Source organism: Lysobacter capsici (genome assembly GCF_018732085.1).
GTDB lineage: Bacteria > Pseudomonadota > Gammaproteobacteria > Xanthomonadales > Xanthomonadaceae > Lysobacter > Lysobacter capsici_A.
Genome location: NZ_CP076103.1, coordinates 2,701,343 through 2,722,200 on the forward strand (window position 1 = coordinate 2,701,343; position 20,858 = coordinate 2,722,200).

20 protein-coding genes and 1 pseudogene are annotated in these 20,858 nt (G+C 65.5%); 10 read left to right on the forward strand and 11 right to left on the reverse strand.

Going from position 1 to position 20,858, the window contains the following annotated elements; genetic code table 11:
* Positions 1–14: 14 nt before the first annotated feature.
* The 11 genes from metX to KME82_RS11590 all read right to left on the reverse strand — a co-directional run bounded on the left by metX (position 15) and on the right by KME82_RS11590 (position 9,461).
* Entirely contained in the window at positions 15–1,160 is a 1,146-nt protein-coding gene (gene metX, locus KME82_RS11540; protein WP_215498629.1) for a homoserine O-acetyltransferase MetX, read from the reverse strand.
* 189 nt (positions 1,161–1,349) lie between these two features.
* Positions 1,350–2,369, reverse strand: a complete 1,020-nt coding sequence (locus tag KME82_RS11545; RefSeq protein ID WP_215499048.1) for a tetratricopeptide repeat protein — start codon at positions 2,367–2,369, stop codon at positions 1,350–1,352.
* A 26-nt stretch (positions 2,370–2,395) separates the two neighbouring features.
* Positions 2,396–2,833, reverse strand: a complete 438-nt coding sequence (locus tag KME82_RS26575) for a cytochrome c-type biogenesis protein (protein WP_252255706.1) — start codon at positions 2,831–2,833, stop codon at positions 2,396–2,398.
* Positions 2,834–3,072: 239 nt separating this feature from the next.
* Positions 3,073–3,618: a DsbE family thiol:disulfide interchange protein gene (locus KME82_RS11555; RefSeq protein WP_215498631.1), complete on the reverse strand. Its 546-nt coding sequence runs from the start codon at positions 3,616–3,618 to the stop codon at positions 3,073–3,075.
* Positions 3,615–5,669 (reverse strand): heme lyase CcmF/NrfE family subunit, encoded by a 2,055-nt coding sequence (locus tag KME82_RS11560; RefSeq protein WP_215498632.1) that lies wholly within the window; start codon positions 5,667–5,669, stop codon positions 3,615–3,617. Before KME82_RS11560 ends, KME82_RS11555 begins: the two co-directional genes overlap by 4 nt.
* 297 nt (positions 5,670–5,966) lie before the next feature.
* A complete protein-coding gene (gene ccmE, locus KME82_RS11565) occupies positions 5,967–6,434 on the reverse strand; it encodes a cytochrome c maturation protein CcmE (RefSeq protein WP_215498633.1) in 468 nt (155 codons plus the stop codon).
* Positions 6,431–6,595 carry a heme exporter protein CcmD gene (ccmD, locus tag KME82_RS11570; RefSeq protein ID WP_056115014.1) on the reverse strand — a complete coding sequence of 55 codons (165 nt, stop codon included), beginning with the start codon at positions 6,593–6,595 and terminating at the stop codon, positions 6,431–6,433. Before ccmD ends, ccmE begins: the two co-directional genes overlap by 4 nt.
* Entirely contained in the window at positions 6,595–7,359 is a 765-nt protein-coding gene (gene ccmC / locus KME82_RS11575) for a heme ABC transporter permease CcmC (RefSeq protein WP_215498634.1), read from the reverse strand. Before ccmC ends, ccmD begins: the two co-directional genes overlap by 1 nt.
* 146 nt (positions 7,360–7,505) lie before the next feature.
* Positions 7,506–8,222, reverse strand: a complete 717-nt coding sequence (ccmB, locus tag KME82_RS11580; protein WP_215498635.1) for a heme exporter protein CcmB — start codon at positions 8,220–8,222, stop codon at positions 7,506–7,508.
* Positions 8,219–8,881 (reverse strand): heme ABC exporter ATP-binding protein CcmA, encoded by a 663-nt coding sequence (ccmA, locus tag KME82_RS11585; protein ID WP_215498636.1) that lies wholly within the window; start codon positions 8,879–8,881, stop codon positions 8,219–8,221. Before ccmA ends, ccmB begins: the two co-directional genes overlap by 4 nt.
* Before the next feature lie 106 nt (positions 8,882–8,987).
* Positions 8,988–9,461: a DUF3293 domain-containing protein gene (locus tag KME82_RS11590; RefSeq protein WP_215498637.1), complete on the reverse strand. Its 474-nt coding sequence runs from the start codon at positions 9,459–9,461 to the stop codon at positions 8,988–8,990.
* A gap of 195 nt (positions 9,462–9,656) precedes the next feature.
* On the opposite strand from KME82_RS11590, the gene KME82_RS11595 reads away from it, so the two are divergent.
* The 10 genes and pseudogenes from KME82_RS11595 to KME82_RS11640 all read left to right on the forward strand — a co-directional run bounded on the left by KME82_RS11595 (position 9,657) and on the right by KME82_RS11640 (position 20,613).
* On the forward strand, positions 9,657–10,805 hold the full coding sequence (locus KME82_RS11595; protein WP_215498638.1) for a pyridoxal phosphate-dependent aminotransferase: 1,149 nt from the start codon (positions 9,657–9,659) through the stop codon (positions 10,803–10,805).
* A 384-nt stretch (positions 10,806–11,189) separates the two neighbouring features.
* Positions 11,190–11,582 (forward strand): annotated as a pseudogene (locus tag KME82_RS11600) (hypothetical protein); the annotation flags it as partial.
* 281 nt (positions 11,583–11,863) lie between these two features.
* Positions 11,864–12,898 (forward strand): virB8 family protein, encoded by a 1,035-nt coding sequence (locus tag KME82_RS11605; protein WP_215498639.1) that lies wholly within the window; start codon positions 11,864–11,866, stop codon positions 12,896–12,898.
* Positions 12,895–13,662, forward strand: a complete 768-nt coding sequence (locus tag KME82_RS11610; protein WP_056114994.1) for a TrbG/VirB9 family P-type conjugative transfer protein — start codon at positions 12,895–12,897, stop codon at positions 13,660–13,662. Before KME82_RS11605 ends, KME82_RS11610 begins: the two co-directional genes overlap by 4 nt.
* The gene (locus tag KME82_RS11615; protein WP_215498640.1) at positions 13,659–14,900 is read left to right on the forward strand and encodes a TrbI/VirB10 family protein; all 1,242 of its coding nucleotides are present in this window, start codon (positions 13,659–13,661) and stop codon (positions 14,898–14,900) included. The genes KME82_RS11610 and KME82_RS11615 overlap by 4 nt, the downstream gene beginning before the upstream one ends.
* A 27-nt stretch (positions 14,901–14,927) precedes the next feature.
* Positions 14,928–15,965 carry a P-type DNA transfer ATPase VirB11 gene (virB11, locus tag KME82_RS11620; protein ID WP_036103029.1) on the forward strand — a complete coding sequence of 346 codons (1,038 nt, stop codon included), beginning with the start codon at positions 14,928–14,930 and terminating at the stop codon, positions 15,963–15,965.
* A gap of 167 nt (positions 15,966–16,132) precedes the next feature.
* Entirely contained in the window at positions 16,133–17,023 is an 891-nt protein-coding gene (locus KME82_RS11625) for a lytic transglycosylase domain-containing protein (RefSeq protein WP_215498641.1), read from the forward strand.
* Positions 17,024–17,310: 287 nt separating this feature from the next.
* Positions 17,311–17,697, forward strand: a complete 387-nt coding sequence (locus tag KME82_RS11630) for a TrbC/VirB2 family protein (protein WP_215498642.1) — start codon at positions 17,311–17,313, stop codon at positions 17,695–17,697.
* Positions 17,690–18,001 (forward strand): type IV secretion system protein VirB3, encoded by a 312-nt coding sequence (locus KME82_RS11635; protein WP_215498643.1) that lies wholly within the window; start codon positions 17,690–17,692, stop codon positions 17,999–18,001. The genes KME82_RS11630 and KME82_RS11635 overlap by 8 nt, the downstream gene beginning before the upstream one ends.
* A gap of 152 nt (positions 18,002–18,153) precedes the next feature.
* The gene (locus KME82_RS11640) at positions 18,154–20,613 is read left to right on the forward strand and encodes a VirB4 family type IV secretion/conjugal transfer ATPase (protein WP_215498644.1); all 2,460 of its coding nucleotides are present in this window, start codon (positions 18,154–18,156) and stop codon (positions 20,611–20,613) included.
* Positions 20,614–20,858: the final 245 nt, after the last annotated feature.

Below are 20,858 nucleotides of genomic sequence, written 5' to 3' on the forward strand. Positions count from 1 at the left end.
GGAGCGGTGCCGATTCAGCTGGTTCGCAGTTCGTCCAGGAATCCGGCCACGGCCGGGCCGAAGCGGGCGATGTCGACCAGGAACGCGTCGTGGCCCTGCGGCGACTCCAGCGGCACGAAGCGGGCGTCGGCGCCGCCGGCGCGCAGGCCGTCGGCGATTTCCTGCTGTTGCTGCAACGGAAACAGGATGTCGGTGTGGACGCCGATGGCCAGCGCCTTTTCCACCCGGATCGCGGCCAGGCCGCGGCGCACCTGTTCCTCGTTGTCCAGGCCGTCGCTGCCGCCGCAGTAGTCGCCCAGGTCGAACCAGTCCATCGAGCGGCTCAGGTACAGGTAGCAGTTCGGGTCGAAGCGGCGCACGAACCGGCGGGCGTGGCCTTCCAGGTAGCTTTCGACCTCGAATTCCAGGCCGAAGGGCTCCTCGTCGGCGCGGTCGGAGTCCAGCCGCACGCGGCCGAAGCGTCCGTCCCACTCCAGGGCCGAGCGGTAGGTAATCACGCCGAGCTTGCGCGCCATGCGCATGCCCGATTCGGGGTAGTTGGTTTCGTCGTAGCCGCCCTGGTTCCACTGCGGGTCCAGGCGGATCGCTTCGCGTTGCAGCGAGCGGATCGCGATCGAGAACGGCAGCGCGCGCGCCGCGCCGGAGATGTTGATGTGGTTGCGCGCAAGACCCGGGTGACGGATCAGCAGGGCGAGCGCGGTCATGCCGCCCATCGAGTTGCCGATCACGCAGGCCAGTCGCTCGATGCCGAGCGCATGCACGACGTGCGCGGCGGCGTCGGCGCCGTCTTCGATCGACAGTTCGGGAAACTCCAGGCGGTACAGCTCGCCCGTGTCGGCGTTGATCGAGGCCGGGCCGGTCGAGCCCTTGCAACTGCCCAGCGAGTTCACGCAGATCACGAACCAGTGGTCGCTGTCGATCGGCTTGCCGGGGCCGAGCATGGCCTCCCACCAGCCCGGCTCGGGATTGCCGGCGTTGGCCGCGGCGTGCGCGTCGGGCGACAGGCCGGTGACGATCAGGATGGCGTTGTCGCGCTTGGCGTTGAGTTCGCCCCAGGTTTCATAGGCGATGCGCGCGCCGTGCAGGGCGCCGCCGCGTTTCATCGGGAACGGCGAGGGCAGGTCGATGTGGCGGGTGCCGGGCGGGATGAATTCGGTCATGCCTTGCTCGTGTGGCCGGGGTGCTTGCGCTGAAAAAATTCGGAGGCGACGGCCGCGCGAGGGCGGCGGTCGCGATGCAGAGCCTAAACCATCGCCCTGACCGGCGGCCGCGACCGGAACTGCAATTGCGTTATCGGCACATGCTCGGCGACGGCGGTCCGGCGGCCGGGCGTGAAGTCGATCGTGGGGTCAGTCGACCGCGCGATCGATCACGACGACGGTCGCGCCCTTGGCATCCACGCGCACCGTCACCGGCTGCGAGGTCAGGTCGCCGGATTGCGGGATGGCGTTGCCAGAGGCCGATACGCGGGCGAGCACCTGCACCTGTTCGAGCTGCGACAGCTTCATGGTCGGCATCGGGCTGTCGCCGTCGTCGAGGGTGACCTCGAGCGGGAACTTCGCGGCCGGATGCTTTTCCACCGCGACCGGCATCGGCGGGCCGCCGAGCTGGCGCGCGATCACGAACACGCTGGCATTGGCGGGCAATTTCGCCGCCAACTGCGGCGACAGTTCGACCCGGATCTTGAGGCCGGGGCCGCTGGCGGCTGCGCTGTTGGCAGCGGCCGGCGCGGGTGCCTGCATCGGCGGCATGCCGGCTTCCTGGCGCGCGCCGTTGATCTGGTCGAGCAGACTCGCGGCGGTGGCCGGATCGACTACGGCCAGCAGCGGTTCCCAGGTCTTGGCCGCTTCGGCCGGTTGCTCGGCCTGGCGCTGGGCGATGCCGAGGAACCAGCGCGCGCGCTGGTGCATGGGCTGCTGTTCCAGCGCGTGCTTGAGCATCGCCACCGCTTCGGCGTCGAAGCGGCGTTCGCGGGTGGCCAGGGCGCGCGCTTCGGCTGCTTCGGCGAGCAGGTCGGGGTTGTCCGGCGCCAGCGTGACCGCGCGCGCATACGCATCGCGCGCCTTCATGCCCAGTCCCTGCGCGGTGTAGGCGCTGGCGAGCAGGCGCCAGCCTTCGATCTGGTTCGGATCGCGCTCGAGTTCGGCTTCGAGTTGGGTCACCGCTTCGTCCAGCGTCTGCGGCGCCTTGCGTTGCTCGGGCTGCAGTCCGGCCGGTGTGCCGATCGCGAAATACAGCGCGACGGCGGCCGCCGCGAGCGCCACGCCCAGGCCGGCGCCGAGCGCCGGTCGCGTCCGCCACAGCGGATGCAACGCGTAGCCCAGCACGAACACGACCAGTGCCGCGCCGCATGCCACGAACACGCCCATCGGGGCCGATCCCATCGTCACCGCCATCACCACTCTTGTTCCTCGTCAATGCGCGTGTCGGCCGGTCGTGTCGTCGCCGAGCGTGCATGCACGATACGCGCGACCGCGAAACCTCCGGCCAACAACAGCAGCGCCGGGCCGAACCACAGCAGCCAGGTCTTGGATTCGACCTGCGGCCGATAGAGCACGAATTCGCCGTAGCGCGCGACCAGGAAATCCTTGATCTCGCCGTCGCTCTTGCCCTGGCGCATCAGCGCGAGCACTTCGCGGCGCAGGTCGTGGGCGATCTGGGCGTTGGAATCGGCCAGCGACTGGTTCTGGCACATCACGCAGCGCAGTTCGGCGACCAGGGCGTGGAAGCGGCGTTCTTCGCCGGTGTCGGTGAAGCTCAGCGGGGCGGGGTCGTTGGCGGGTTGGGCTTGGGCGGGTTGGGCGAAGGTCAGGGCCAGCGACAGGCTCAGCAAGGTGGCGGTGATGAAGGTACGCAGTGGCTGGGAAGCAAAAGCAAATCCCCCCTGGCCCCCCTTTTTCAAAGGGGGGAACCCCTCGGGTTGCGGCGAAGCGAGTTGTGCCTGCGTAAGTCCGGCCACTGCAACGCCAGCGCGGTATTGCTTAACGCCAGCGCGATGTTGCTTATCGAAACCCGCGCTGTTCCCCCCTTTGCAAAAGGGGGGCAGGGGGGATTCGCTTTTACCCGCAAGCCTCATCGCGCCTTCTCGATCTTGCTCAATTCCGGCAGCAATTCGTTCGCGATCACCTTGTCGGTGAGCGGCCCCACGAACTTCCAGCGCACGATGCCGCGACCGTCGACCAGAAAGGTTTCCGGCGCGCCATAAATGCCCCAGTCGATCGCCGCTTTACCGTCGTAGTCGGCGACCACCACCACATACGGATTGCCGTACTGTTCCAGCCAACGCAGCGCGTCGGCGTGTTCGTCCTTCCAGTTGAACCCGATCACGCGCAAGCGCTTGGTTTCGGCGAATCGGGTCAGCACCGGGTGCTCATCGCGGCAGGCCGGGCACCAACTGCCCCAGACGTTGAGCAGGTACGGCGCGCCGCGCAATTCCTGCGAGGTCAGCAGGCGGCCGGCTTCGTGCAGCACCGGCAGCGAGAACGCGGGCGCGGGCTTGCCGATCAGCGGCGACGGTAGTTTTTCGCGATCGGGGTTGCGGCTGAGCCACACGCCGGCGGCGAGCAGCACCGCGAGTGCGGCAAACACAGCCAGCGGCAGCCAGCGACTGTTGTTCATGCGTCGTCTCCATCGGGTTTGCCGGCAAAGACGGCATCGTCATTGCCGCGGTACCGCTTTTCAGTGGCGAACGCTTCCGGCCCGTCGGCCAGCGCGATGTCGAACGGATCGGGGTCGGTGCGTTTGGGCTCGGCCGCGAGCTTCGGCCGGAATCGCCGATCGGTCGCCGCCACCAAGCCGCCCAGCATCATCAGCAGCGCGCCGAGCCAGACCCAGCGCACGAACGGCTTGATGTGGACACGCACCGCCCACGCGCCGCCACCGAGCGGTTCGCCGAGCGCGACGTACAGATCGCGGGTGATGCCCGGAGCGAGCGCGGCTTCGGTCAGAACCTGGCCGCCGCTGGCGTAGGCGCGTTTTTCCGGATGCATCACGGTCAGCAGTTCGCCGCCGTCGAACACGGTCACCGTGCCGTAGTCGGCTTCGTAATTCGGCCCGACGCTGTGCTTGACGCTGTCGAAGCGGAACGAATAACGGCCCAGGTCCAGGCTCTTGCCCGGCGCGAGCGCGACTTCGCGCTGCACGCTCAGGCCCTCGACCAGCAAGGCGCCGATCAGGAACACCGCCACGCCCAGATGGGCCAGGGTCATGCCGAGCATTTCCGCGGTGAAGGCATTGCCCTTGCCGCGCACGCGTGTCCACACGAAGCGCAGCGTGCCGGCCGCGACCCAGACCGCGCCGCCGACACCCGCGGCGACCTTGAGCGGACTCTGCGGCGCCAGGAAATACGCGGCGATGGCGGCGCCGAGCGCGAGCCCGGCCCACGGGATCAGCATCGCCAGCGGGCGCGAGACCTGTTCGCGCTGCCAGCGGAACAGCGGACCGAACGGCAGCAACAACACCAGCGGCGTCATCAGCAGCACGAACATCAGCGCGAAGTAGGGCGGGCCGACCGATATCTTGCCCAGGTCCAGCGCGTCGGCGAGCAAGGGATACAAGGTGCCCAGCAAAACCATCGCGCACGCGGTCGTCAGCAGCAGGTTGTTGCCGAGCAGCAGGGTCTCGCGCGACATCAGTTCGAACGGCTTGCCGGCGTTCTCCTCGCCCGACGGCGCGCGCAGCGCGTACAGCAGCAGCGAACCGCCGATCACGATGCCGAGGAAGATCAGCACGAACAGGCCGCGCGAGGGATCGGCGGCGAAGGCATGCACGCTGGTCAACACGCCCGAACGGACCAGGAAGGTGCCCAGCAGCGACAGCGAGAACGCGGCGATCGCGAGCAACAAGGTCCAGCCGCGGAAGCTGCCGCGTTTTTCCGTGACCGCCTGCGAATGAATCAGCGCCGCGCCGGCCAGCCACGGCATGAAGCTGGCGTTCTCGACCGGGTCCCAGAACCACCAGCCGCCCCAGCCCAGTTCGTAATACGCCCACCACGAGCCCAGGGCGATGCCGAGGGTCAGGAACGCCCAGGCGACGTTGGTCCACGGCCGGGTCCAGCGCAGCCAGCGCGCGTCGACCTTGCCGTCGAGCAGCGCGGCGATCGCGAACGCGAACGGCACGCTGAAACCGACGTAGCCGATGTACAGCATCGGCGGATGGATGATCAGGCCCGGGTCCTGCAGCAGCGGATTGAGATCGCGGCCTTCGGCCACCGCCGGCAGCAGGCGCGCGAACGGGTTGCTGGTGAAGATCAGGAACGCCAGGAAGCCGACGCTGATCACGCCCATCACCCCGAGCACGCGCGCGATCACTTGTGACGGCAATGCCTTGGAGAACCAGGCCACCGCGCCGGTCCACAGCGCCAGCACCAGCGCCCACATCAGCAGCGAACCTTCGTGCGCGCCCCACACCGCCGAATAGCGGTACAGCACCGGCAGCAGGGTGTTGCTGTTCTCGGCGACGTAGCGCAGCGAGAAATCCTGGTTGACGAAGGCATGCGTCAGCAGCACGAACGCGAAGCCGACCAGCAGCAACTGCGAATACGCGGCCGGCCGCGCGATCGCCATCCACGATTCGATGCCGCGGTGCGCGCCGAACAACGGCAGCACGGTCTGCAGGACCGAGATCAGCAGGGCGAGGATCAGGGCGATCTGGCCGAGTTCAGGCAGCATGGGCGATCGCCTTGGGGTGGGTCATGGCGTGGGTTGAGTTGTCCGCGATGACGGCAAGAACAACAGCAACAGCAACAGCAACAGCAACAGCAACAGCAACAGCAACAGCAACAGCAAATCCCCCTCGGTCCCCCTTTTGCAAAGGGGGAAGACAAGCGGGCTTCGATGTAGAAACCTGTGATCGGACTGCTATGCGGTAATCCGGCTCAAGCGCGAAACCCGCACCGACCCGTGCTGTTCCCCCCTTTGCAAAAGGGGGGCAGGGGGGATTCGCTTTTGCTCCACGCGCGAAATACCTCAACGCGTGGGCTCCACGCCACCCGGCGCCGCGACATCATGCTTCTTGTGCGCCTGGCCCATCTTGTCGGCCACTTCCTTGGGCATATAGGTTTCGTCGTGCTTGGCCAGGATTTCCTCGGCGACGAACGTACCGCCCTGCATGCGTCCGGTCGCGACCACCGCCTGCTTCTCGCGAAACAGGTCGGGCAGGATGCCGGTATAGACCACCGGCATCAGCGCATCGCCGTCGGTGACGCTGAAATGCGCGTCCATCGATCCCGATGCGCGCTTGAACGAACCTTCCGCGACCATTCCGCCGAGCCGGAAGCGCGCGCGTTCGCTGGCATCGCCGCGCAGGATCTCGCTGGGCGTGTACAGATACGCAACATTGCGCTGCAACGCGGTGGCGACCAGCGCGGTGGCGACACCGGCGGCGGCGACCAGGCCCAGTACCCACAACAGGCGACGGCGACGGGTGGGATTCATCGGCTCAACTCACTGGGGGTGCTGCGTGCCGCGTCGCGCGCCGCGCGCTTGCGCGCCTGGCGCAATTCGCGGCGGACCTGCCACTGGCTGGCGAAGAAATCCCAGCCCAGCACGATGAAGAACACTGCATAGGCAGCGATGAGGTAATTGCGGTATTCCATCAGCGCCGCTCCTGCGGGTTCGCCACGCCGGCCAGTTGCGCGACCCAGGCCTTGCCCTGTTCGCGGCGCAGGTTGTCGGCGCGCGCGCGCACCAGCAGCGCGCCGACGAACCACAGCTTGGTGCCGACGATCATCCAGATCAGCGGCGCCAGCATGCTCGGGTCCATGCTCGACTTGCCGAACAGGCTGATGGTCTGGCCCTGGTGCAGCGAGTTCCACCACACCACCGAATAGCGGATCACCGGCAGCAGGGCGACGCCGACGATCGCCAGCAGGCCGGCGGCGCGCGCGGCGGCGCGACGGTCGTCGATCGCCTGGTACAGGCCGATCACGCCCAGATAGAGGAACAGCAGGATCAATTCGGTGGTCAGGCGCGGGTCCCAGTCCCACCAGGTGCCCCACATCGGCTTGCCCCAGATCGAACCGGTCGCCAGGGTGATCACGGTGAAGCCCGCGCCGATCGGCGCGCAGGCCATGGCCAGGATTTCGCACAGCTTGATCCGCCAGATCAGCGCGATCGCCGCGTACAACGCCATCAGCCCGAACACCGCCAGGCTCATCCAGGCGCTGGGCACATGGATGTACAGAATGCGGAAGCTGTCCTTCTGCTGGTAATCGGCCGGCACCTGGAACAGCGCACCGTACAGGCCCCAGGCCATCACCAGCGCGCCCAGGCCATAGGCCCACGGCGCCCAACGCGCGGCGAAGCGGTCGAAGCTGGGCGGCGAACCGAGTTGGTGGAACCAGCGGACGAGTGGATTCATTCAGTGGTTCGTTCGAAGGTCTCGAGGTCTGGGTCGCCGGGCGGCCTGGACGGTTGAGCGCGGCAGCCGGGCTGTCGCGCGCGGGTTCGGTCTGCTACTGGGTCCTGCTTCGGGTACTGCCTGGTTCTGTGCAACGCGCGGCGCGGTCAGGTCAGCGCGATGCGGATCGCGGCGGCGGCGGCCAGCGGCGCCAGCAGCAGCGCCACCACCAGTCCGGCGGCCAGCAACAGCAACGCGCCTACCGGGTCCAGTCCCTGGGCCGAGCGGGCCACGCTGCCCGCGCCGAAGACCAGCACCGGAACGTATAACGGCAGTGCCAGCAAGGCCACAAGGATACCAGAGCGCCGCATCCCGACCGTCAGCGCGGCGACCACCGCACCGAGCAGACTCAGCAAAGGCGTGCCCAGCGCGAGCGAGGCCAGCAGCACCGGCAGTTGGTCGCGCGGCAGGTACAGCAGTTCGGCCAGGAACGGGGTGGCGATCAGCAGGGGCAGGGCGGTGGTGGCCCAGTGGGTGAAGGTGCGCACCGCGACCAGCCAGCCCAGCGGCACCGGCGCCAGCATCCATTGCTCCAGCGAGCCGTCCTCGGCGTCGCCGCGGAACAAGGTGTCGAGCGCGAGCAGCCCGGCCAGCAGCGAGGCCAGCCACAGCACCGCGGCGGCGACCTTCGACAGCGCCTGCTTCTCGCCGCCCAGGGCCAGCGCGAACAGCACCACCACCAGCAGCGCGAACAGCGCCGGTTGCAGCGCATCGCCGCGGCGTCGCCACAGCAGGCGCAGATCGCGCGCGAGCAGCGCGCGCGCCGAACCGATCAAGCCGGGCGTCGCCGCGCCGGCGCTGGGATTGCGTTGCCGCACGCTCATGCGTTGGCCTCCATGGCGGCCGCGCGTCGCAGCACCAGCATGCGCGTGCGCACCGGCGGCGCGGCGTAGGCGCCGTGGGTCGTCACCAGCGCGGCGCCGCCTTCGCGCAGATGCGCCTGGACCATGCGGTTGACCAGTTCGATCCCTTCCAGGTCGAGGTTCGCGTACGGCTCGTCGAGCAGCCACAGCGGCGCCGGCGACATCCACAGCCGCGCCAGCGACAGGCGCTTCTTCTGTCCGGCCGACAACTGGCGCGCGAGTGCGTCGTCGTAACCGGCCAGGCCGACGATGGCCAACGCGTTCTCGGGCAACTGGCTGCGCCGGCGGCCCTGCAGGCCGCACAGGAAGTTCAGATTCTCCAGCGCGCTCAGGTCCGCCTTCAGGCCCGGCAGGTGACCGAGGTAGGCGATCGCGCGCGCGCGGCGCGAGGCGTCCGAGGGTTGCCCGTCGATGTCGATCCGGCCGTCGTCGGCGCGCAGCAGGCCGGCCAGCACGCGCAACAGCGTGGTCTTGCCGGCGCCGTTGTCGCCTTGCACGAGCAAGGCTTCGCCGGCGTCGACGGCGAAGTCGAGCGGGCCGAACACGGGTTCGTCGTTGCGCGCGAAGCGCAGGCCGCGGGCTTCGAGCAGGGGTGGAGCGGTACGTTCGAGTGGGGTCATCGGTCGCAGGCGGGCGGCGGGTCGGGCCGCGAAGCGGGCAGTCTATGCGACTGCGCGGGCCGCTCCGCACTCTCGCTGCGTATTGCCTGTTCGCCGCCTGACTCGGTCAGGTCCCGATCCAGTCGGTGTGCGCGGCCGGCTCGGCATGGTCCGGACGACCGAGCAGCATGCGCAGCCGCACCGGTTCGCCGCGTCGCCAGGCCAGCACGCCGGCCTGGCCGAACTCGCGCGCGAGCGCGTTGGCCACGGCATCGTCGAGATCGGCCAGCAGCCAGCCCGGTTCGCGCCACTGTCCGGCGGCGTCCTCGGCCCAGGCGGCATGACGCTGCACGCCGACCGCGTCCAGCCGCGAGACCAGGCGTTCGTCGGCGGCGCGGTTGGCGCTGTCGGAGTGCGGTTCGGACGCGGGGTTCCACGCGGTCAGGAACAGGTAACGGCTGGCGGGCCAGTACGCCTCCAGGTCGACCGCCGGCCGGCCCACGCGCAAGGGCAGGGCATCGCCGTCCAGCGCCACCGCATAGTCGGCAGCGGCGTAGGCGATCGCCAGTTCGGCGGCATCGAGCACCTGCAGTTCGCGCATGCACGCAGTGTCGCGGGGCCGCGCGGGCAGCGCAAATCCGGCCGACGGGCGGGCGCGCCGTCGATCGCATGCGCTGTCTTGCGACCGTCATATAGATATGTCGCCGCGTCATTGTCGCGGGCCGCCGCCGTCTAACGACCTGCAACGTGGATTTCGTACACTCCCCGATCCGATCGCGATCACGTACCAGGCCCCATGACCCTGACCACCAAGCTGCCCAAAGTCGGCACCACCATCTTCACCGTGATGTCGCAGCTCGCCGCCGAACACCAGGCGGTCAACCTCGGTCAGGGCTTTCCGGATTTCGACGTGCCCGCGCGTTTGGTCGATGCGCTCGGCCGCGCCATGCGCGAAGGCAAGAACCAGTACGCACCGATGACCGGCATCCCGGCGCTGCGCCAGGCCATCGCGGCCAAGACCGAGCGCTGCTACGGCTACCGGCCCGACGCCGATGCCGAGGTCACCGTGGTCTCCGGCGCCAGCGAGGCGATCTTCGACGCGGTCCAGGCGGTGGTGCGGCCGGGCGAGGAAGTGATCGTGCTCGACCCGTGCTACGACAGCTACGAGCCGGCGATCGACCTGGCCGGCGGCCGCGCGGTGCATGTGCCGCTGGACCCGCGGACCTTCGCCGTCGACTGGGATCGGGTGCGCGCGGCGGTCACGCCGAACACCCGCCTGCTGATGATCAACTCGCCGCACAACCCGTCCGGCGCGATGTTCGACGCCGACGACATCGCCCGCCTGGGCGAGCTGCTCGCCGACACCGGCATCTGGCTGCTGTCGGACGAGGTCTACGAGCACATCGTGTTCGACGGCCGCCGCCACGAATCGGTGCTGCGCTATCCGCACCTGCGCGAGCGTGCCTTCGTGGTGTCCAGTTTCGGCAAGACCTACCACTGCACCGGCTGGAAAATCGGGTACTGCATCGCACCTGCGGCCTTGTCGGCCGAGCTGCGCAAAGTCCATCAGTACAATAGCTTTTGCAGTTTCGCCCCGGCCCAATGGGCGTTCGCCGAGATGATCGAGGCCGAGCCGGAGCATTACGAGGGGCTGGGCGCCTTCTACCAGGCCAAGCGCGATCGCTTCGTTGATCAATTATTGACCACCGCGCTCAAGCCGCTGCCGGTGCCGGGCGGCTATTTCCAGCTGGTCGACTACTCCGGCGTCAGCGATCTCGACGATGCCGCGTTCTGTCGCTGGCTCACAGTAGACAAGGGCGTCGCCGCGATCCCGCTGTCGCCGTTCTACGAGTCGCCGCCGGTGGGGCAACGTCTGGCGCGACTGTGTTTCGCCAAGAACGAAGCGACCTTGGACGCGGCGATCGAGCGTTTGTTACGGCTGTAACCCGCAACTCGATTTTGCACTTTTTTTGCACAACTACTTGCCGAATGCTTTGACTTCGGTCTAATCTTCGTCTACGAGTGTCGTCAGACGCTCGTTCAACGGTTTAACCGTGGCTGTAGGGGGAGTTCATGGACAGAACGATCAGCGCGTGCCGCATTTCCGGCATGGCAAAAAGGTCGCGACCCGGCGCTAAAAGGGATGACGCTTTGCGCGTCTGTTTCGCAAAGGTGTCCGGCGTCTCATTTCGACCGATGTCTGTCCGGTCACCTCATTTCCAACAATGACCGCGACGAGGTCCGTCGCAGCGTGCTGGCGCAGCCAGTCGCAGCCGACGACCGCTTCGGGTCCTATCGTGCGTCAGTACATTACTTAGCCGGGGAACGCGTGAGACAACTAACTGCAACCAGCCCTCGTTTGTGGATCGCGATCCTGCTGGCCGTCGCGCTGGCCGGGTGCGCCACAAGGCCCGCGCCGGACTTCGGCGGCCGCTGGAAGCCGGTCAACCGGTATTCCGAAGCGCCCAACGAAATTCCGCTTCATCAGTCCTATGTCTTCTATCCCTCGCCGATGGACGGCACCTTGAAGGCGATGCTGACGCGCTGGACCCAGGATTCGAACATGAAGCTGGATTACCAGCACTATTCGGATTTCACCCTGCATCAGGCGGTGTCGCAGATCCACACCACCAGCCTGCCGGACGCGATTTCGCAGCTCAATTCGGCCTACGCCGGACACGGCGTGGTGATCGCGCGCGAAGGCGAGCAGATCGTGGTGCGTTCGGCCGTGTCGGCGCCGCCGTCGACGGCGAACGATACGCCCGCGGTCGACGCCGCATCCAAGTCCGCGCACGCGCCCAAGAGCGATCCGGCCCAATCGCACTCGCCGTCGGCCAGCACCGCCGATCCGGGCGCGCTGCCGGCCGCGACCCTGGCGCAAGCCTCCGGTCCGTCGCGTTGATCTTCGAACGGCGCAAGCCGGCCCGCACAGGCGACGAGTCCCGGCATGCGCAGGCATGCCGCGTCGCCGGCAACGATTCCATCGTTATGGATGCAGCATAGATGTTCGGAAAAAAGCCCGTAACTCCGGCGGTCGAGAGCGCCGTCTCCAAGGCGGTGAACTACGAGGTCACCGTCGCCGACTTAGCCAAGCGCAGCGAGAAGCGCGCCTGGCTCGTCGCGTTCGGTTCGTTGATCATGTCGCTGATCCTGGCCGGCGGTTATTTCTACTTCCTGCCGCTCAAGGAGAAGGTGCCGTACCTGGTCATGGCCGATGCCTACACCGGTACCGCGACGGTCGCGCGCCTGCGCGACGACTTCGCCAATCCCAGCGTCTCCACCAGCGAAGCGCTCAACAAGAGCAACATCTCGCACTTCATCATGGCGCGTGAGTCGTACGACTACTCGCAGATCGGTGAGCGCGACTGGGCGACGGTGTTCGCGATGGGCAACGCCCAGGTCGCCACCGCCTACCAGCAGTTGTTCGGTTCGACCAACCCGACCAATCCGATCACCATCTACGGCAAGACCAAGACCATCCGGGTCAAGCTGTTGAGCATCCAGCTCGCCGCCGATGCGATGAACACCGGCCCCGGTCCCAAGGTGGCGACGGTGCGCTTCCAGCGCAGCCTGTACAACAAGGACAACGGCGACAACACGCCGCTGGACAGCAAGATCGCCACGATCGAGTTCACCTACAAGTCGAACCTGAAGATGGACGAGGTCAACCGCGTCCTCAATCCGCTCGGCTTCCAGGTCAGCGGCTATCGCGTCGACAACGACTACGCCGCGGCGCCGGCCTTGCCGCCCAACGCGACGCCCACGCAGACGCCTGCGCCTGCCGCGGCCTATCCGCAGCAGCCCGGCGCGGTCTCGCCCGACGCCGCCAATCCGGCCGCTTATCCGCCGGGTACCGCGCCGCCGCCGGCCGCGTATCCGCCCGGCACGGCGCCTCCGGCTGGCGCGCCCGCGGCGTATCCGCCGGGTACCGCGCCGGCGCCGGGTGCGCCGCTTCCCACCAACCCCGCCCAGCAGCCGCAACAGCCGGCTGCGGCACCTGCACCGACTGGCAATGCGAATGGAGTCAGCAACCGATGAACTGCCTGCGTAAACATCGCCTGGCCGCCCTGTTGTTCCTGGCGGTTTCCGGCCTCGCACTACCTGCCTCGGCCCAGGTGATCCAAGAGTACGAATACGAAGCCAACCGCATCTATCCGGTGCGCACGGGCCTCGGCATCACCACTCAGATCGAACTGAGCCCGAGCGAGAACATCCTCGACTACAGCACCGGTTTCAGCTCCGGCTGGGACATGAGCCGTCGCGACAACGTCTTCTACATCAAGCCGAAGAACGTCGACGTCGACACCAACATGATGATCCGCACGACCACCCACTCCTACATCCTGGAGTTGAAGGTCGTGGCGACCGACTGGCGGGTGCTCGAGCAGGCCAAGCAGGCCGGCGTGCAGTACAAGATCAAGTTCGTGTATCCCAACGGCACCGAGTTCTCCGGCGCGAAGGAAACCAAGGCCGAGCCGGTTCCCGAGTTGAACACCACCCTCGACAAGGGCCGTGTCTACAACTTCGATTACCAGTTCTCGAGCCGCAAGAAGCAGTCGTGGCTGGTGCCGACCAACGTCTACGACGACGGTCAGTTCACCTACATCAAGATCAACGGCGTGAAGGACCTGCCGACCGGCAACTTTCCGGCCGTGTTCGGCCGCGAACGTGAAGGCAGCGAAGACTTCGTGGTCAACACCACGGTGGAAGGCAACACGCTCGTGGTTCATGGCACCTATCCCTACTTGATCATCCGTCACGGCAACAACGTCGTCGGTCTGCGCAGGAAGAAGCAGAAATGAGCCAGAACCTACCTCCCAATCAGCCGGGTAATCCGGAAGAGTCCGGCGGCACTCAGCCGGAAAACAGCAGCTACGGCTACGCCGGCGCGAATCCTTATTACGGCCAGCAGGCCACCGGCCCGGCGCCGGATCTGGATGCCAACGCGCCCACGCTGAAGTCCTCCGACGTGCAGCGGCTCAACCGCAAGGCGTTGCTGTTCCTCGGCGGCATCGTGCTGCTGTTGATCGTGGCCGCGCTGTGGATGTTCAACGCGGCGACCTCCGGCGACGACAAGAAGCCGAAGGTCGAAGAGGAAGTGGTCAATATTCCCGACCTGCCCAAGACCGTGGCCGATCCGCCGCCGTTGCCGGTCGATCCGCTGGCCGGCATGCCGCCGTTGCCGGTGGTCGATCAGGCGCCGCCGCCGATGCCGATGCCGCCGCCGGAGCAGATGGAACCGGTCAAGCGCGGTCCGAGCCTGCTCGAACGCCGCATCTCGGGCGAGGGCGGTGGTGGCGACGGCGGTGGCGGTGGTGGCGGTGGCGGCAGTCTGCCGCCCGGCGTGATGTCGCCCGAAGCCTACGCCCAGGCCATGATGGCCGCCAACGGCCAGGGCCCGGCGCGTCCGCAGCAGGAGCAGGAAAAGGCCACCAGCGCGCAGCCGATCTACAACCCCGACACCTTGCTGGTGCGTGGCACGTACATCCGTTGCGTCATGGAAACCCGCATCGTCACCGACCTGCCGGGCTTCACCTCGTGCGTCGTGACCGAGCCGACCTATTCGATCAACGGCCGCCGCCTGCTGCTGCCGAAGGGTTCGAAGGTCTCGGGCCGCTACCAGAGCGACAACATCAACGGTCCGCGCGTGTCGGTGATCTGGGATCGCATCACCACCCCGAACGGCATCGACGTCAACATGGCCAGCCCGGGTATCGACAACCTCGGCGGCGCCGGTCATCCGGGCGACTACAACGCGCACTGGGGCAGCCGCATCGCCTCGGCGCTGCTGATCAGCCTGATCAGCGACGCGTTCAAGTACGCCGCGGCCAAGAACGGCCCCGAATCGAGCACGGTGACCAACAGCGGCAACCTGGTGCAGACGCCGTACGAGAGCAACACTGCCGAAGCGATGGAGCGTCTGGCCAACCAGGCGTTGGACAAGAGCATCAACCGTCCGCCGACCGTGACCATCAACCAGGGCACCGTCGTGAACATCTATGTCGCCAAGGATGTCGACTTCTCGTCGGTCCTGAGGTGATGTCGATTGCAGCAGCGGTAGCTTGAGATGGACGCCGATAATTCACCGATCGCGCAAGTTTCCAACGCGTTCCTGGAGTACCAGTACCAGGTGTTGGGCATCCTGGAGTACATGAGCTCCCCGGATGTCACGGAAATCTGCATCAACCGGCCGGGCGAGCTCTATTTGGAGACTCGCTCCGGCTGGAACCGCCTGGAAGTGCCGAGCCTGACGTTCGAACGGGCCCGGCAGTTCTGTACCGCGGTCGTCAACGAGAGCAACACCGGGCAGCGCATCACCGATGCCGACCCGGTGGTCTCGCTGACCTTTCCGACCGGACAGCGCGCGCAGTTCGTGATTCCGCCTGCCTGCGACCCGGGCAAGGTCTCGATCACGATCCGCCTGCCGTCCAAGCACAGCAAGACCTTGCAGCAGTACCAGGAAGACGGGTTCTTCAACGAGATCCTGGAGCAGACCCATGTCCTGAGCGAACACGACCGCGAGCTGCTGGAGCTGCGCGCGCAGCGCAATTACGCCGAATTCTTCAAGAAGGCGGTCCAGTACAAGAAGAACGTGGTCGTGTCCGGCGCCACCGGCAGCGGCAAGACCACCTTCATGAAGTCGCTGGTCAACCACATTCCGGAAGAAGAGCGGCTGGTGACGATCGAGGACGCGCGCGAGTTGTTCATCACGCAGCCCAATGTCGTGCACTTGCTCTACTCGAAAGGCGGACAAAGTACCAGCAACATCACGGCCAAGAGCTGCATGGAAGCCTGTCTTCGCATGAAGCCCGACCGGATCATCCTGGCCGAGTTGCGCGGCGACGAATCGTTCTACTTCATTCGTAACTGCGCCTCGGGCCACCCAGGATCGATCACCAGTTGCCACGCCGGCAGTACCGCGCAGACGTGGGATCAGCTGGCGTTGATGGTGAAGGCGTCGAACGAGGGGTCGGGGCTGGAGTTCGGGGTCATCAAGCGCTTGCTGATGATGACCATCGATATCCTGGTGCATATCAAGGCGCATGCGGGTCGGCGCTACATCACCGGCATCGATTTCAATCCTGAGCGGTCACACAGTGAATGAGTTCAGGTGCCTGAAACGCTGTGAAGTGTGATGTAAGTGTGCACGGCCATTGACATTGCTTGCTGCTAGATGAATCATTGCTGCGTCGATCCGGCTGATTGCAACCCCTTCTTTCTGCGGATGTTTCCAGGGGGATCGGCGCAACGGTTGGTAGGGGGGATCACGGAATGTTGCCCGGAATAGAGTTGATGAACTGCCCGGGCTTGGCAGTTCCAAATGAAGTCATGCACCACGTCGTGCGCGTGGAGTCCTCGTTCAATCCGTTTGCGATTGGCGTCGTGGGCGGTCGCCTGGTGCGCCAGCCGCAGAATCTCGCCGAAGCCGTCTCCACCGTGCGCATGCTCGAGCGCCGCGGCTACAACTTTTCCCTCGGCGTCGCCCAGGTCAATCGTTACAACCTCGGCAAGTACGGGCTGGACAGTTACGAAAAGGCATTCGAAGTCTGCCCAAATCTACAGGCGGGCTCAAAAATTCTGGCCGAATGCTACGGCCGCTCCAGCGGAGATTGGGGTAAATCCTTCAGCTGTTACTACTCTGGGAACTTCGTCACGGGTTTCCGCCACGGTTATGTGCAAAAGATTTACGCGTCGATCAACAGGGGAGCGACGCCATATTCCGATGCTCAGGCCATCGCGGTAATCGGCAAGTCATCTCGCAAGGATACAAAGGCGCCTTCGGCGCTGGCGTCGGTCAGCCCGGCCAACCCGGTCGGTCCGGCCACCTACGCGCCGGGCCGTCAGTCGGGTCCGCAGCGCCTGGCGTCGGTAAGCGCCTCCCAGCCGATGGCCGCGGCGATGCCCCAGATGACGTTACCCGCTACAACGATGCCCGCAGCCCAGCCGCTCGCGGCCGCGCCGATGATGCCCGGTCCGATGCCGATGCCGATGGGGATGGCGGGGATGGGCGGCCCCGGGCCGGCGTCTCAGGCTCAGAGCTCGCAGCCCGTTAGAGTCATGCCGATGAATGCTTCGGCGGCGCTCCCGCAGCAGTCCGCGCCCGTCGCTCCGGCGGCGGCCGTGGCAGCGCAGGGGCAGGGCGATCAGGCCTTCGTTTTCTGACCGCCGGCCCGCCGTTGCGTCTTGTTCGACCCGATTTTGCTCGAATTTGATCCGACCTTGATCCACCTGGTTTCGATTCGCCCAATTTGCTTCAACTGTTTTTGCCGCACCCGATTCGATCAGCGCGTTCTTGATCAATTGGTTTTTTTGATCAAGCCGCTTTGATCAATACGTTTTTGATTCACCCGTTTTCGATCGACCAGTTTCCCCTCCACCGACGAACCATCCGAAACACACCGCAGCACCTCGACCATTTTGTCCACTAGCGAATAGAAAGGACCTCTTCAATGAACAACAATATCCAGATCAAGAACTTCCTCTCGGCCTTCGCAATGGCGGCTTTGTTCGTCGGCGCGCTGGCGGCGCCGGAACTGGCCTTCGCCCAGACCGTCGACGGCGCCAAGACCACCGTCAAGGGCTTCTTCGACAACCTCAACAGCCTGCTCAACATCGCCTCGATCGCGATCGTGACCATCGCGGTGATCTTCGCCGGCTACCAGATCGCGTTCGCGCACAAGCGCATCTCCGACGTGATGCCGGTCCTGCTCGGCGGCTTCCTGATCGGCGCGGCCGCTCAGCTGGCCAAGATGGTCATCCCGAACGACGTCGGCGCCGGCGGCGGCGCGGGCGGCATGGCGATCCTGGTGAGCACCTTCCAGAACCTGTATGCATAAGAATGCGATGTTCCGCGGCTGCACACGGCCTCCCATGTTCCTGGGAGTGCCGTACGTGCCCTTCACGTTCGCGGCCGGGGCATGTTTGCTTTCGACGTTCTACTTCAATATGTGGTTCATCCTGATGTTGCCGGTAGTGATTTTCGTCATGCGGCAGATGACGCGGCGCGACGAGATGATCTTCCGCCTGCTGGGGCTGCGCATGCAGTTCCGCATGCGGATGAGGAACATCGTTCACCACGGCACCATGTGGGTGTTCTCGCCGAACCACTATCGCAATCCAGGCGACAAGAAGTCTCGATGATGTACGCAGGCGCCATCGCGGTGTACCGCATGGCGCCTGCGGTTCTTGGCCGTCCGCGGCGTCCCTGACCGGGCGCCGTCGGATGCTCGATCGCGTTGCGGGCCCAGGGCCGGCGACGTCCTTCCAAAACCACGGGATACGCAGTACCCATCATGCTCACACCCGATACTCCGATCAGCGAATTCATCCCGCTGTCCACGCATGTCTCCCCCACCGTGATCAAGACCACGGGCGGCGATTACATGATGGTCTGGCACCTGGGCGGTCTGCCCTTCGTCGGTCGTGAAGAGTGGGAATTGGAGCATCGCCACAACACCTTCAATCGGATGCTGCAGACCCTGCGCGCGCCCGATTTCACCAACGTCGCGTTCTGGGTCCACGACGTGCGCCGCCGGCGCCGGATCCGCACCGACAGCAAGTTCAACGAGCGATTCAACCAGGACCTGTCCGACGGCTATTTCGCCGCGCTGTCCTCGCAAAAGCTCATGCAGAACGAGCTGTATCTGACGATGATGTACCGCCCGATCGTGTCGGGTAAGCGTTTCTCCGAGAAGTCCACCGACATCGGCCGCCTGCAGGAAGAGCAGGACCAGTGCGTGGCGAAGATCCTCGAGCTGGCCGGCAACGTCGAAGCCGTGCTCAAGGACTACGCGCCGTACCGCCTGGGCATGTACGAAGCCAAGAACGGCATCGTCTTCTCCGAAGCGCTGGAATTCTTCGGCTACCTGCTCAATCGCATCGATGAGCCGGTGCCGGTGCTCAGCGCGCCGGTCTACAACTACCTGCCGGTCAGCCGGCTGATGTTCGCCGCCAAGAGCGGCGACTTCGTGGTCAACACGCCGACCAATGCCAATCATTTCGGCGCCATCCTCAATATCAAGGAATACCCGGATTCGACCTATCCGGGCATCCTCAACGGCCTGAAGTACCTCGACTTCGAATACGTGATCACGCATTCGTTCAGTCCGATCGGCCGCCAGGACGCGCTCAAGGTGCTCGACCGCACCAAGGGCATGATGATTTCCTCGGGCGACAAGGCGGTCAGCCAGATCTCCGAACTCGACTACGCGATGGATCAGCTCGCCTCGGGCAACTTCGTGCTCGGCGAGTACCACTACACCTTCGCGATCTATGCCGACAGCCAGGAAAAGCTCGCCGCGCAGGTCGCGCAGGCGCGCGCCGAACTGTCCAACGCCGGTTTCGTCTCGGCCAAGGAAGACCTGGCCGTCACCGCGTCGTTCTATTCGCAGTTCCCGGGCAACTGGAAATACCGCACCCGCCTGGCCAACGTCAGCTCGCTGAATTTCCTGGGCCTGTCGCCGCTGCACAATTTCGCGACCGGCAAGAAGGAAAACAATCCGTGGGGCGATAGCGTCACCACGCTGCAGACCACCAACGGCCAGCCGTACTACTTCAATTTCCACGCCACCCATCCGGCCGAGAACTCGCTCGGCGAGAAGGCGATCGCCAACACGATGGTGATCGGCAAGTCCGGTACCGGTAAGACCGCGCTGATCAACTTCCTGCTCAGCCAGGTGCAGAAGCTCAAGCCGACGCCGACGATCTTCTTCTTCGACAAGGACCGCGGCGCCGAGATTTTCGTGCGCGCCTGCGGCGGCAACTACCTCGCGCTCGACAACGGCCAGCCGACCGGCTTCAACCCGTTCCAGTGCGAGCGCAACGAAACCAATGTCCAGTTCCTGTCCGACTTGATCAAGGTGCTGGCCGCGAAGGGCACCTACTCGGCGCGTGAGGAGGAGGACATCTTCCGCGCGGTCGAGAACATGCTCGACACGCCGATGCACCTGCGCAGCATGACCAACCTGCAGAAGAGCCTGCCCAACATGGGCGACGACGGTCTGTACGCGCGCCTGCGCAAGTGGACCGCCGGCAATTCGCTGGGCTGGGTGTTCGACAATCCGGTCGACACGATCAAGCTCGACAAGGCCAACATCATCGGCTTCGACTACACCGATGTGATCGACAACCCCGAAGTGCGCGTGCCGGTGATCAACTACCTGCTGCACCGCCTGGAAGAGCTGATCGACGGCCGCCCGCTGATCTACGTCATGGACGAATTCTGGAAGATCCTCGACGGCGGCGGCGCGCTCAAGGAATTCGCCAAGAACAAGCAGAAGACCATCCGTAAGCAGAACGGCCTGGGCATCTTCGCGACCCAGAGCCCGGAGGACGCGCTGGCCAGCGACATTTCGGCCTCGCTGATCGAGCAGACCGCGACCTTGATCCTGTTGCCGAACCCGAATGCCAACCGCGAGGACTACATCGAGGGCCTCAAGCTCACCGATGCCGAGTTCCAGGTGGTCAAGAGCCTGGACGAACGTTCGCGCTGCTTCCTGGTCAAGCAGGGCCATGCGGCGACGGTGTGCCAGCTCAACCTGCGCGGCATGGACGACGCGCTGGCGGTGATCTCGGCCTCGACCGACAACATCGACATCATGCATCAGGTGGTCGAGAAGGCAGCCCTCAGGACCGGGATCCCGGTGGACGAACTGACCCCGGACGCCTGGCTGCAGGACTTCTACGACAACCGCAAGGGCTCGGGCAAGGGTAAGCAGGCCTCGTCCGACCCCCGCGAGCGCGCCCACGCATAACCTGGAATGTGCCGCCCGTCGCCTGCCCACTGGCTTGGCCGAGCACATTCCTTGAGTATTTGTTCCACTGGAAAAGAATGTAATTGACGTCCTTTGCGAGAATGCCCGTTTTGGGCCTGGCAGGAACCGGCGGCCGACGGCCGTCCGGTACGGGATCTGGCCGGAGTAGCAACGGAAATACGCGTCGAATGCCTGAATAGGGTGGCTTTAGTCACACTTTCGGGTTTCAATGGAAAGTGAACGCA

Excerpts from the sequence above, each read along its gene's own strand:
- metX (WP_215498629.1), bottom strand. The coding sequence starts at position 1,160 with ATGACCGAATTCATCCCGCCCGGCACCCGCCACATCGACCTGCCCTCG.
- KME82_RS11545 (WP_215499048.1), bottom strand. The coding sequence starts at position 2,369 with ATGGGCGTGTTCGTGGCATGCGGCGCGGCACTGGTCGTGTTCGTGCTG.
- KME82_RS11555 (WP_215498631.1), bottom strand. The coding sequence starts at position 3,618 with ATGAACAACAGTCGCTGGCTGCCGCTGGCTGTGTTTGCCGCACTCGCG.
- KME82_RS11560 (WP_215498632.1), bottom strand. The coding sequence starts at position 5,669 with ATGCTGCCTGAACTCGGCCAGATCGCCCTGATCCTCGCCCTGCTGATC.
- ccmE (WP_215498633.1), bottom strand. The coding sequence starts at position 6,434 with ATGAATCCCACCCGTCGCCGTCGCCTGTTGTGGGTACTGGGCCTGGTC.
- ccmD (WP_056115014.1), bottom strand. The coding sequence starts at position 6,595 with ATGGAATACCGCAATTACCTCATCGCTGCCTATGCAGTGTTCTTCATC.
- ccmC (WP_215498634.1), bottom strand. The coding sequence starts at position 7,359 with ATGAATCCACTCGTCCGCTGGTTCCACCAACTCGGTTCGCCGCCCAGC.
- ccmB (WP_215498635.1), bottom strand. The coding sequence starts at position 8,222 with ATGAGCGTGCGGCAACGCAATCCCAGCGCCGGCGCGGCGACGCCCGGC.
- ccmA (WP_215498636.1), bottom strand. The coding sequence starts at position 8,881 with ATGACCCCACTCGAACGTACCGCTCCACCCCTGCTCGAAGCCCGCGGC.
- KME82_RS11590 (WP_215498637.1), bottom strand. The coding sequence starts at position 9,461 with ATGCGCGAACTGCAGGTGCTCGATGCCGCCGAACTGGCGATCGCCTAC.
- KME82_RS11595 (WP_215498638.1), top strand. The coding sequence starts at position 9,657 with ATGACCCTGACCACCAAGCTGCCCAAAGTCGGCACCACCATCTTCACC.
- KME82_RS11605 (WP_215498639.1), top strand. The coding sequence starts at position 11,864 with ATGTTCGGAAAAAAGCCCGTAACTCCGGCGGTCGAGAGCGCCGTCTCC.
- KME82_RS11610 (WP_056114994.1), top strand. The coding sequence starts at position 12,895 with ATGAACTGCCTGCGTAAACATCGCCTGGCCGCCCTGTTGTTCCTGGCG.
- KME82_RS11615 (WP_215498640.1), top strand. The coding sequence starts at position 13,659 with ATGAGCCAGAACCTACCTCCCAATCAGCCGGGTAATCCGGAAGAGTCC.
- virB11 (WP_036103029.1), top strand. The coding sequence starts at position 14,928 with ATGGACGCCGATAATTCACCGATCGCGCAAGTTTCCAACGCGTTCCTG.
- KME82_RS11625 (WP_215498641.1), top strand. The coding sequence starts at position 16,133 with ATGTTGCCCGGAATAGAGTTGATGAACTGCCCGGGCTTGGCAGTTCCA.
- KME82_RS11630 (WP_215498642.1), top strand. The coding sequence starts at position 17,311 with ATGAACAACAATATCCAGATCAAGAACTTCCTCTCGGCCTTCGCAATG.
- KME82_RS11635 (WP_215498643.1), top strand. The coding sequence starts at position 17,690 with ATGCATAAGAATGCGATGTTCCGCGGCTGCACACGGCCTCCCATGTTC.
- KME82_RS11640 (WP_215498644.1), top strand. The coding sequence starts at position 18,154 with ATGCTCACACCCGATACTCCGATCAGCGAATTCATCCCGCTGTCCACG.